We start from the raw sequence: 9867 nt of genomic DNA on the forward strand, positions 1-9867 counted from the left end.
GCGCCGCCCGCGCCCGTCCCGGCCGCGCCGTCCGTCCCCGCCGCCGCGCTCCGGCGGGCGCTGCGGCACCAGGTCGTCCGGCGAGGGCCGCCCTTTCTCCGTTCACGCATGTCCGCGACCGCCTGAGCCGTCCCTCCCCCGGGACGTCCGGCCGGCCGCCGACCATCACGCGCGCGGCACGCGACAGCCCGCCTCAGCACGCGGCCTCGGTACTCGCGCGCGGTTCACGCGTCACCACCGGGCGGGTCACGGTCCCGCCCGGTTCCCTCATGCTCGAACGGAGTCCTCCCATGTCCACTTATGTCCGCGCGCGGCGGGCCGCCGCCGTGGCGGCGCTGGCCGGCGGCGCGCTGGCCTGGTCCGCCACGGCCGCGTCCGCGCACGTCACCGTCAACCCCGGGACCGCCGAGAAGGGCGGCTTCACCAAGGTCTCGTTCCGCGTCCCGAACGAGAAGCCCGACGCCGGGACGACGCAGGTCCGCGTCGACCTGCCCGCCGACCACCCGATCGCGTTCGTGTCCGTCCGGCCCGTCCCCGGCTGGACGGTGAAGGTCGCCAAGTCGAAGCTGGCCACCCCGGTGAAGACCGAGGGCGGCGTCCTGACCGAGGCCGTCTCCAGCCTCACCTGGTCGGGCGGGCGCATCGACCCCGGCCAGTTCCAGGAGTTCGACGTCTCGCTGGGGCCGCTTCCCGACGACGCCGACCGGCTGGTGTTCAAGGCCGAGCAGACCTACTCCGACAAGAGCGTCGTGAAGTGGGACCAGGACCAGGGCCACGGCGCGGACGAGCCCGAACACCCCGCGCCCGTCCTGATTCTGACGCCGAAGGCGACGGCCGAGGTGACCGAGGCAGGCGGCGGACCGGTCGCCACCGCGTCCGTGGACCCCGACGACGAGACGGCGCGGGTGCTCGGCGGAGCCGGCATCGCGGTCGGCGTCATCGGCCTCGTCGTCGGCGCGCTCGGCCTGGCCCGCGCTCGCCGCGCGAAGGGACGCCCATGACCGCGCAGGAGAAGGAACCGCAGGTCACAAGGCCGAACGGCGCGGCGACGCCGAACAATGCGGGAACGCAGAACGACATGGAGGGGGCGGCAGTGATGAGGCAGGGCGTGAAGGCGCGGAACGGACGGGCGCGGGTGCTCGCGGCGGGCGTGGGCGCGGCGGTGGCCGTGGCGGTGCTGGGCGTCCCGGCGGTTCCGGCGTCGGCGCACACGGCGCTGAAGAAGTCGGACCCGGCGGCGGGCGCGAAGATCGCTTCTCCGTCGAAGATCATGCTCACCTACTCGGAGCCGGTCGGCTACCCGAAGGTCGTCCTCACGGACGCGTCCGGCGGACGGCACGAGGCGAACACCGCGCGCGCCGTGGACAACGTCGTCACCGAGGACGTCAAGGGACCGCTGCCCGCAGGCGTCTACACGGTCGGCTGGCGGGCCGTGTCGGCGGACGGCCATCCGGTCACGGGCGAGTTCACCTTCACCGTGGTCGGCTCGCCCGCCGCGTCGCCGTCGTCCGCGCCCGCCTCCGCCTCCGCGTCCGCCTCCGCGTCCGCCTCCGCGAATCCGGCGCAGCCCTCGGCCTCTCCCTCGGCTTCGGCGGAGCCGTCGTCGGGCGGGGGAAGCGCGGGCTGGCTGTGGATCGGGCTCGGCGTGGTGGTCCTCGCGGCGATCGGCGGCGGGATCGCCTGGGCGCGGCGCTCACGTACTAGCTGACCTGTGCGAATGCCCTGGGAGGCCGCATCCGGCCTCCCAGGGTTCGCAGCCCGTCAAACCCTCGGCGCACGCGCCCGGTGGCCGAATCCGGCCAGAACCCGGCGATGATTACTTGATTACATGGCAGGGGTCACCTGGGAGAGTGAGCGCCATGATCGTCGAGTACATCCGCTACCGGATCGCCGGCGCGGACGCGGACGGGTTCGAGGCCGCCTACGCCGGCGCCGCCGCGTCCCTCGCCGCCGCCCCCCAGTGCGTCGACTACGAGCTGAGCCGCTGCGTGGACGAGCCCGAGTGGTACGTCCTGCGCATCACCTGGACGTCCGCCGCCGCCCACCTCCAGGAGTTCCGCTCCGGCGAGCACTTCGCCGCGTTCTTCGCCGAGATCCGGCCGTACGTGGACCGCATCGAGGAGATGCGGCACTACGAGTGGACGGCCGTGCGCGGCCTCGGCGGCAGCGTCCCGACCATGTACGAGTGGGCGGGCGGCGAGGAGGCGTTCCAGCGGCTCACCGAGGTGTTCTACGGGCACGTCCTCAAGGACGACCTGATCGGCCCGCTGTTCGCGCACATGGACAAGGACCACCCGAGGTACGTGGCGATGTGGCTCGCCGAGGTCTTCGGCGGCCCGGAGCGCTACAGCGCCGAGCGCGGCGGCTACCACCACATGGTCCGGCAGCACCTCGGCAAGGCGATCAGCGAGCCGCAGCGGCGCCGCTGGGTGAACCTCCTGATGGACGCCGCGGACGACGTCGGCCTGCCGGACGACCCGGAGTTCCGCGCCGCGTTCGCGAGCTACATCGAGTGGGGCACCCGCATCGCGCACACCAACTCCCAGCCGGACGCGACGCCTCCGCTGGAAGCCCCGATGCCGCACTGGGGCTGGGGCGTCGCCCCGCCCTACATCCCGTCCTGACCTCCGGCCCCGGCCCGCCCGCCGGACGGGCCGCGGGCCGTCCGGAGGCGGGCGCGGGCGGGCGGTCAGAGCAGGGACTCCAGGCGGGTCAGGGTCCGGTCGAGTTCGCGGCGGACGCCGAGCGGGACGATCGCGGCGCGCACCGGGACGCGGACGCCGCCCGTGACGGCCACGCGGGTGCCGCCGCCGGGTTCGGGCGCGGCGGCCATCCCGATGATCAGGAAGCGGCTCTGCAGCCAGCACCACCCCGGCCGGAGCGTCCCCTCGAGGCGGGCGCGCATCCCGAACCGGCTGCGGGCGAGCGCGACGACCCGGCCCTGCCCGGCCCGGACGACGCGGACGTCGCGCATGTCCGGCTGGAACCGGCCGAAGCCGCCTTCGAGGTCGCCCATCACCGCCCACACCTCGTCCAGCGTCCGGGGCAGGACGCGTTCGTCCACGCGCGCGCCCAGGATGGACGCCGCCATCACCCGCAGCCGCCGGACGTCGTCCAGCTCCGCGGTCGGCCAGCCGTTGTCGCCGCTCATGCGGACCACGCCTTCCGGAAACTCTCCCGGGCTCGGTGCAGCCGGGACTTGACGGTGCCCGCGGGGATGTCCAGCAGGCGGGACGCGGCCCGCTCGTCCAGGCCCTCCAGGTCGCGCAGGACGAGCACGGCGCGGTGTTCCGGCGACAGCCGGGTGAGGACGTCGCGGATGTCCGCGGCCAGCTCCGGGTCGTCCGGGGCGGGCAGGTCGGCGAGTTCCGCGGGCCGCGCGCGGGCGGCGCGGCGGGCGACCCGGACGGCCTCCCGGACAGCGATGGCGCGCGTCCAGCCGTACAGGGCCGCCGGTTCGCGCAGCGTGCGCAGCGACCGGAACACCGCCACCAGGGCCTCCTGGGCCGCGTCGGGACCGTCGTCGAGCGCGATCGGGCCGCAGATGCGCGCGACATAGGGGGCGAGGTGGGCGAGCAGGTCCTGTATGGCGAGCGTGTCGCCCGCCAGCGCCGCCCTCGCCAGCGAGACGCCCGGATCGTGCGGATCACGCCCATCACTCGGGGCGCGCGCGGGGCGCGAGCCGAGGGGCGGGCCGTTGCGCGGGCCGGGGCCTGGGGCGGCGGTCATCGGAGGAAGGTCTCCATCAGGCCGGACACCTCGTCGGGGCAGTCGAGCGTGAGGGCATGCCCGCAGCCTTCCAGGACGCGGACGTCGGCGTGCGGGAGCAACGCGCCGAAGCGCCGCGCCTGCCGCACCGGGAGGACGGTGTCCTGACGTCCCCAGACGACGAGGGCGGGCTGCCGGGTCGAGGGCAGCGCACGCTCGGTCCCGCGCCAGTCGAGGCCGCGTTCCAGGCGGTAGTTCGACCGCAGGTTCGCCCCGCGCGTGCCCGGAGCCCACATCGCGTCGATGACGGCGCCGGTCGCGCGCTCCTTGTGGACGAACAGCCCCCGGACGGACGACGCGACGGTGCCCCGTCCGGCCGCGAGGTTCGTCAGCAGCTCCCCGACCGCGGGCATCTTCATGGCCTCCCAGGCCATCGGGTCGCGTTCGTGCAGGCCGGACGGGGCGAGCAGGACGAGCCTGCCGACGCGGTCCGGGTGCCGCTGCGCGTAGGCGAGGGCCCATCCGCCGCTCCAGGAGTTCCCGGCGAGCGCGACGGACGGCAGCCGCAGGCCGGTGAGGAAGGAGTCGACCGCGGCCGTCATGCCCTCGAGGTCCCAGGTGAAGTGCGGGTCGCGGACCGTCGTGTACCCCTGTCCGGGCAGGTCGAGGACGTAGACGGTATGCGTCCGGGACAGGGCCGTGAGCTGCGCCCGCCACGCGAACACCCATGCCGCGCCGGGTGACAGCAGCACCACCGGCGACCCGCCCGTCCCCTGCCGGACGTAGTGGAACCGCGCCACCGGCGTGTCCAGGTACCGCGACGGGACGGACGCCAGGAACGGCGACCGGTATCCGCGCTGCTCACCGGGCCGCCACCCGTACGCGCCGACCATGGCGGCTGCCACCAGCACCAGGGGCAGGGCCAGGGCGACAGCCCGTCCCAGGTGGCGGTGCACGCCGACGAGCCATGCCGCCGCCGTCCCGAAGGCGAGGCAGACCGGGGTGTAGAGCAGCAGGTTGAGCCAGTAGAAGGTGCTGCCGGAGCCGTCCAGGACCCCGCAGGCCCACACGACGCCCGCCAGCCCGCGCACCAGCAGTCCGACCGCGAGGCCGAACGCCACCAGCCCGCACAGCCGGTGCGTCCGGCGTCCGGACGAGCCGCGCGCGAAGACCGCCACGGCCGCCGACGTCCCGAGCAGCAGGGCGGCGAGCGGCAGCAGGACGCGGGGCGTGAACGGGACCTCCCCGCCCAACACGGCCAGCGACAGCGAGCGGTCGTCGGGCGCGGGCCAGGTGAGGCCGGTCGTCCAGTACAGGTGGAGCACGCCGTCGAGGGCCGGCAGCGCGGCGACGGCGCGTCCGGCCACCGCCCGTCCCCGCCGAGGGTCGTCGTCCAAGGTTCGCGCCTCTCCCGAGAAGTGGTGTCGGCGGGGAAGAGGAGCGGCGGGCGGGGGACGTTCCAGTGACCTGCGTCACCGGAGATGAGGCGTCGTTTTCGCGCCAGCGGCCGGGATCGCCGGACCGCAGACTCGTACCCATGAGCAACGAGATCGAGAACAAGGTCGCGCTGGTCACGGGCGGCAGCCGGGGCATCGGGGCGGCCGTCGCCGTGCGGCTCGCCGAGGCCGGGGCCGACGTGGCGTTCACCTACCGGAGCAACGGCGAGGCGGCCGGGAAGGTCGTCGAGAAGATCAAGGCGGCGGGCCGCCGGGCGCTGGCGATCAAGGCGGACGGAGCGGACGCGGCGGCCGTCGTCGCCGCCGTGGACGAGACGTCCGGGACGTTCGGGCGCCTCGACGTCCTGGTCAACAACGCCGCCGCGTTCGTCGTCGCGCCGGTCGACCAGGTCGGGGCCGAGGAGCTGGAGCGGACCATCGCGCTGAACGTCCGCGCGCCGTTCCTCGCGGCGCAGGCCGCCGCCCGGCGGATGACCGACGGCGGCCGGATCGTCTTCATCGGCAGCAACGTCGCCGAGCGCGCGCCGTTCCCCGGCCTCTCGCTCTACTCGATGAGCAAGACGGCGCTGACCGGCCTGGCGAAGGGCCTCGCCCGCGACCTCGGTCCGCGCGGGATCACCGTCAACATCGTCAATCCGGGTCCGACCGACACCGAGCTGAACCCGGCGGACGGTGAGAACGCCCCGACGTTCGCCGCGTTCACCGCGCTCAACCGGTACGCCGCGCCGGCCGAGATCGCCACGATGGTCGCCCACCTGGCCGGCCCGGGCGGCGCGTACGTCACCGGCACGGCGATCAGCGTGGACGGCGGCTTCTCCGCCTGACCCGACGCGCCGACCCGACACGCGACCCGTCGGCGCGGCCCCCGCACGCGCCGACCTGCTCGTGCCGGCCCGCACGCGCTGATCCGGATGGTGACGTCCGGATCAGCGCGGCCCGGACCGGCACGAGCGCAACCGGCAGGAGCCGGGCGCGGGACCCCCGTGCGCTCAGCGTGCGGGGGTCTCGTCGGGGAGGGCGTCGTCCGGGAGCGTTTCGGCGGCGGGCCGGGCGCGCCGGGCGGTGCCCGTCGAGACGGCGGCGAGGAGGGCCGCCGCCAGGGTGAGGGCGGCGGCCGTCCAGAGCAGCGGGACGAGCCCGGGCCCGTCCGTGATCCGGCCCCCGACCAGCGCGCCGAGCGCGATCGAGCCGTTGAAGAAGGTGGACATCAGCGAGGACGCGGCCTCCGGCGGCGCGTTCCCGTCGGAGAACAGCAGCGTCTGGAGCGAGACCGAGACCCCGCCGTACGCGACGCCCCACACCAGCAGCGGCAGCAGCGGCGGCGCGGACGTCGCCGCGAGGACGCCCGTGACCAGCGCGATCGCGACCGCGAGGACCAGCAGCGTCCGGCGGGGGTCGCGGCCGGCGGCGCGTCCGGCGAGAAAGTTGCCCGCGATCCCGGCCAGCCCGTAGCCGAGCAGCATCGGCCCGATGAGCGACGGCCGCACCCCGCCCAGTTCCTCCAGCACCGGCCGGACGTAGGTGTACGCGGCGAAGTGCCCGACGACGATCAGCACGGTCAGCGCGAGCCCGAGCCGGATCGTCGGCAGCCGCAGCACCGGGGGCAGGTCGGACGGCCGGAACGGCGCCGTCGCGGGCAGCGGCGGCAGCGACACCGCCATCAGCACGAGCACGGCCACCGCCAGCAGCGCGGTGACGCCGAACGAGGCGCGCCATCCGGCGGCCTGCCCGACGAACGCGCCCGCCGGGACGCCCACGACCGACGCGACCGCGACCCCGCTGAAGATCGTCGCGGTGGCCGTCCCGATCTGCCGCTCCGGGACGAGCCGGGGCGCGATCCCGGCCGCGATCGCCCAGAACCCGCCGATCGCGACGCCGACCAGGACGCGGGCGGCGAGCAGCACGGCGAGCGACGGCGCGACCGCCGAGACGGCGTTGGCCGCCGCGACGAGCCCGGCGAGCGAGCAGAGCAGGACGCGGCGGTCGATCCGGCCCGCGCCGAGGGCGACGGCGAGCGCGGACCCGGCGGCGACCACGCCGGGGAGCGTCACCGCGAGCCCGGCCGTCCCCTCGGCGACGTGCAGGTCGCGGGCCATCGGGGAGAGCAGCCCGACGGGGAGCATCTCGGTGGTGACGATCGTGAAGGTGCCCGTCGCCACCACCAGCGGAGCTTTGGCGATCATGCCTCCAGGCTCGGTTCCGGCGGGTTCCGGAACAACGGCGATCCCCGCATCCTTGGATTAACTCGACTAATGATCGGGAGGGGGCGGGGTGGAGCTGCGCGAACTGGAGTGCCTGCTCGTGCTCGGCGAGGAACTGCACTTCGGCCGGACCGGCGACCGGCTCGGGCTCTCGCAGGGCCGGGTCAGCCAGCTCGTCCGGTCGCTGGAGCGGCAGGTCGGCGGGCGGCTGTTCGACCGGACGAGCCGCAGCGTCCGGCCGACGCCGCTCGGGGAGCGGCTGCTCCGCGAGCTGCGGCCGGCCTACGAGGCCCTGCACGCGGCCCTGGACGACGCGCGCACCGCCGCGCGCGGCATCACCGGCGAGCTGCGGGTCGGGTTCCTCACGGGCGCGGCCCGCGAGGGCGTCGTGGAGGCCGCCGGGATGCTGGAGGCCCGCCATCCCGACCTCGCCGTCACGTTCGCCGAGGTCCCGATGACCGACCCGTTCGGCGCGCTCCGCCGGGGCGAGGTGGAGGCGATCGTCACGCTGCTCCCGGTCACCGAGCCGGACCTGGTCGTCGGTCCGTCCTTCGCCAAGGAGCAGCAGGCCGTCGCGCTCTCCACCCGCCACCCGGCCGCGCGCCGGGGCCGGCTGCACGCCGAGGACCTCGCCGACGTCCCGCTGCTGGACGTCACCGGGCACGCCCCCGCCTACTGGCGCGAGCTGACGTCCCCGACGACCACGCCGGAGGGCCGCCCCATCCCGCGCGGCCCGTCGGTGTCGAGCTTCCAGGAGGCGCTGATCACCATCGCGGCCGGGCGCGGCGGCCTGATGTTCTGCGTCCCGACCGGCCGGTCGTTCGCCCGCTCCGACATCACCTACGTCCCGGTGGACGGCCTGCCCGACTCCGTCCTCGGCCTGGTCTGGCGGCGCGGCGACCCGTCCCCCGCGCTGCGCGCCTTCGCCGACCTCGTCAGCACCCGCCTCTGACCTCCGCCGTCCGCCGCGCCGCCCGCCCCGCCGTCCGCGCGTCCGGGCCGTCCCCACAGGACGGCCCCGACCGTGAGGACGGCGAGCAGCGCGGCGACGGCGAACCCGGCGCGCATCCCCGCCACGCGGTGCCCGGACAGCGACCACGCGGCGGTCGCGAGCGCGGGCCCGACGGCGAAGCCGAGCTGGCGGGCGAGGCTCTGCGCCGCGCCCGCCGTGCCCTGTGCCCCGGCCGGGGCGGCGGTGATGACCAGGGTGAACACGGGTCCGCTGGAGATCCCGACGCCCAGCCCGAGCACCGCGAGCCGCCAGCTCAGCTCGCCCGGGGCCCAGCCCGTCCCGAGCGGCGCGGCGAGGGCCGTCCCGAGGACGGCGAGCACGCAGCCGCAGAGCGCGGCCCGCACGCGTCCGGCCGCTCCGCCGCCCCACCGGTCGGCGAGCACCCCGCCGACCGGTCCGCCCAGCACGATCCCGACCGGCAGCGCGAGGACGGCCGTCCCCGCCTCACCCGCCGCGACGCCGAGCACGCGTTGCAGGTAGTACGGCGCGAGGAACTCCACGAGGGACAACGTCGCCGCCGCCAGCAGCACGGCCGTGACCGGTCCCGCCACCTGCCGCGAGGCCAGCAGCGTCCGGACCGGACGCGCCGCCGCCGTCCGCCGCCAGACGAGCACGAACGGCACGCCCACCCCCGTCAGCGCCAGCCAGCCGATCCCGCGCCCGGCCGCCAGCGAGAACCCGGTCAGCAGCGCGCCCGTGGCCGCGCCCAGCAGGACGGTCTCACCCAGCAGCCCCCGGTCCGGCGGGCGCAGCCGCTCCCCCGCCGGAAGGTCCCGCAGCGCGACCGCGATCACGCCCAGCCCGGCCGGGACGTTCACGTAGAAGATCCACGGCCAGCCCCACTCCTGCACGATCCAGCCGCCGAGCACCGGCCCGCTGACCGCGCCGAGCGGCCCGAACGTCATGACCGCCGCGCTCGCGCGGCCGGCGCGTTCCGGCGGTCCCGCCGCCAGCACGACCATCGGGACCAGCGCGAACAGCACCCCGGCGAAGACCCCCTGCGCGGCGCGCGCCGCGACCAGGACGGGCAGCGCCGGCGCGGCCCCGGCGGCGACGCTCGCCACGGTGAACCCGCCGACCGCCGCGACCAGCGCCGGACGCCGTCCGACCCGGTCGAGCCACCGCCCGGCGGGCAGGGTCAGCGCCACCAGCGGCAGCAGGTACCCCAGGACGACCCACTCCACGGCGGCCGTCGGGACGCCGAGGTCGCGCTCCAGCGCGGGCAGCGCGACCGCGACCACGCTGGTGTCCAGGGTCGCCATGAACACCACCAGCGCCGCCGCGCCGACCAACCACCACCGCATCCGCACTCCAAACTTCACACAATGTGTAGTTAATGCGAGAAAGTACACATGATGTGCAGTTCTCACAAGATGGCAGCATGGGGGCGTGACACCCACCGACGCCCCGCGCACCGCAGGCGAGGCACCGCGCGCCGCGCCCGACGCTCCCCGCGCCGCGCCCGAGGCTCCCCGCGCCGCGCCCGAGG

10 protein-coding genes are annotated in these 9867 nt (G+C 75.7%); 5 read left to right on the forward strand and 5 right to left on the reverse strand.

Annotated features, from left to right (window positions below; all coding sequences use genetic code 11):
- Positions 1-290 precede the first annotated feature (290 nt).
- The 3 genes from DZF91_RS09695 to DZF91_RS09705 all read left to right on the forward strand — a co-directional run bounded on the left by DZF91_RS09695 (position 291) and on the right by DZF91_RS09705 (position 2624).
- Positions 291-1001, forward strand: a complete 711-nt coding sequence (locus DZF91_RS09695) for a YcnI family copper-binding membrane protein (RefSeq protein ID WP_117357141.1) — start codon at positions 291-293, stop codon at positions 999-1001.
- On the forward strand, positions 998-1708 hold the full coding sequence (locus DZF91_RS09700) for a copper resistance CopC family protein (RefSeq protein WP_235834188.1): 711 nt from the start codon (positions 998-1000) through the stop codon (positions 1706-1708). Before DZF91_RS09695 ends, DZF91_RS09700 begins: the two co-directional genes overlap by 4 nt.
- Positions 1709-1859: 151 nt before the next feature.
- Positions 1860-2624: a group II truncated hemoglobin gene (locus DZF91_RS09705; protein ID WP_117357142.1), complete on the forward strand. Its 765-nt coding sequence runs from the start codon at positions 1860-1862 to the stop codon at positions 2622-2624.
- A gap of 65 nt (positions 2625-2689) precedes the next feature.
- Here DZF91_RS09705 and DZF91_RS09710 read toward each other — a convergent pair whose 3' ends face one another.
- The 3 genes from DZF91_RS09710 to DZF91_RS09720 are packed head-to-tail and all read right to left on the reverse strand — an operon-like array spanning position 2690 to position 5105.
- Positions 2690-3151 carry a hypothetical protein gene (locus DZF91_RS09710; protein WP_117357150.1) on the reverse strand — a complete coding sequence of 154 codons (462 nt, stop codon included), beginning with the start codon at positions 3149-3151 and terminating at the stop codon, positions 2690-2692.
- A complete protein-coding gene (locus DZF91_RS09715) occupies positions 3148-3729 on the reverse strand; it encodes an RNA polymerase sigma factor (protein WP_117357143.1) in 582 nt (193 codons plus the stop codon). The genes DZF91_RS09710 and DZF91_RS09715 overlap by 4 nt, the downstream gene beginning before the upstream one ends.
- A complete protein-coding gene (locus DZF91_RS09720) occupies positions 3726-5105 on the reverse strand; it encodes an alpha/beta fold hydrolase (protein ID WP_117357144.1) in 1380 nt (459 codons plus the stop codon). The genes DZF91_RS09715 and DZF91_RS09720 overlap by 4 nt, the downstream gene beginning before the upstream one ends.
- Positions 5106-5245: 140 nt before the next feature.
- Between DZF91_RS09720 and DZF91_RS09725 the strand changes: the two genes are divergently transcribed.
- Positions 5246-5989, forward strand: a complete 744-nt coding sequence (locus tag DZF91_RS09725) for an SDR family NAD(P)-dependent oxidoreductase (protein ID WP_117357145.1) — start codon at positions 5246-5248, stop codon at positions 5987-5989.
- A 165-nt stretch (positions 5990-6154) separates the two neighbouring features.
- Here DZF91_RS09725 and DZF91_RS09730 read toward each other — a convergent pair whose 3' ends face one another.
- A complete protein-coding gene (locus tag DZF91_RS09730; protein WP_117357146.1) occupies positions 6155-7348 on the reverse strand; it encodes an MFS transporter in 1194 nt (397 codons plus the stop codon).
- An 88-nt stretch (positions 7349-7436) separates the two neighbouring features.
- On the opposite strand from DZF91_RS09730, the gene DZF91_RS09735 reads away from it, so the two are divergent.
- The gene (locus tag DZF91_RS09735) at positions 7437-8318 is read left to right on the forward strand and encodes a LysR family transcriptional regulator (RefSeq protein WP_117357147.1); all 882 of its coding nucleotides are present in this window, start codon (positions 7437-7439) and stop codon (positions 8316-8318) included.
- Here the strand turns inward: DZF91_RS09735 and DZF91_RS09740 are convergent.
- Complete coding sequence (locus tag DZF91_RS09740; protein ID WP_117357148.1) at positions 8207-9682, reverse strand: MFS transporter; 1476 nt, start codon at positions 9680-9682, stop codon at positions 8207-8209. The genes DZF91_RS09735 and DZF91_RS09740 overlap by 112 nt on opposite strands.
- Between the last annotated feature and the right edge of the window lie 185 nt (positions 9683-9867).

The organism is Actinomadura logoneensis (assembly GCF_003428695.1).
In the GTDB taxonomy this organism is placed as follows: Bacteria; Actinomycetota; Actinomycetes; order Streptosporangiales; family Streptosporangiaceae; genus Spirillospora; species Spirillospora logoneensis.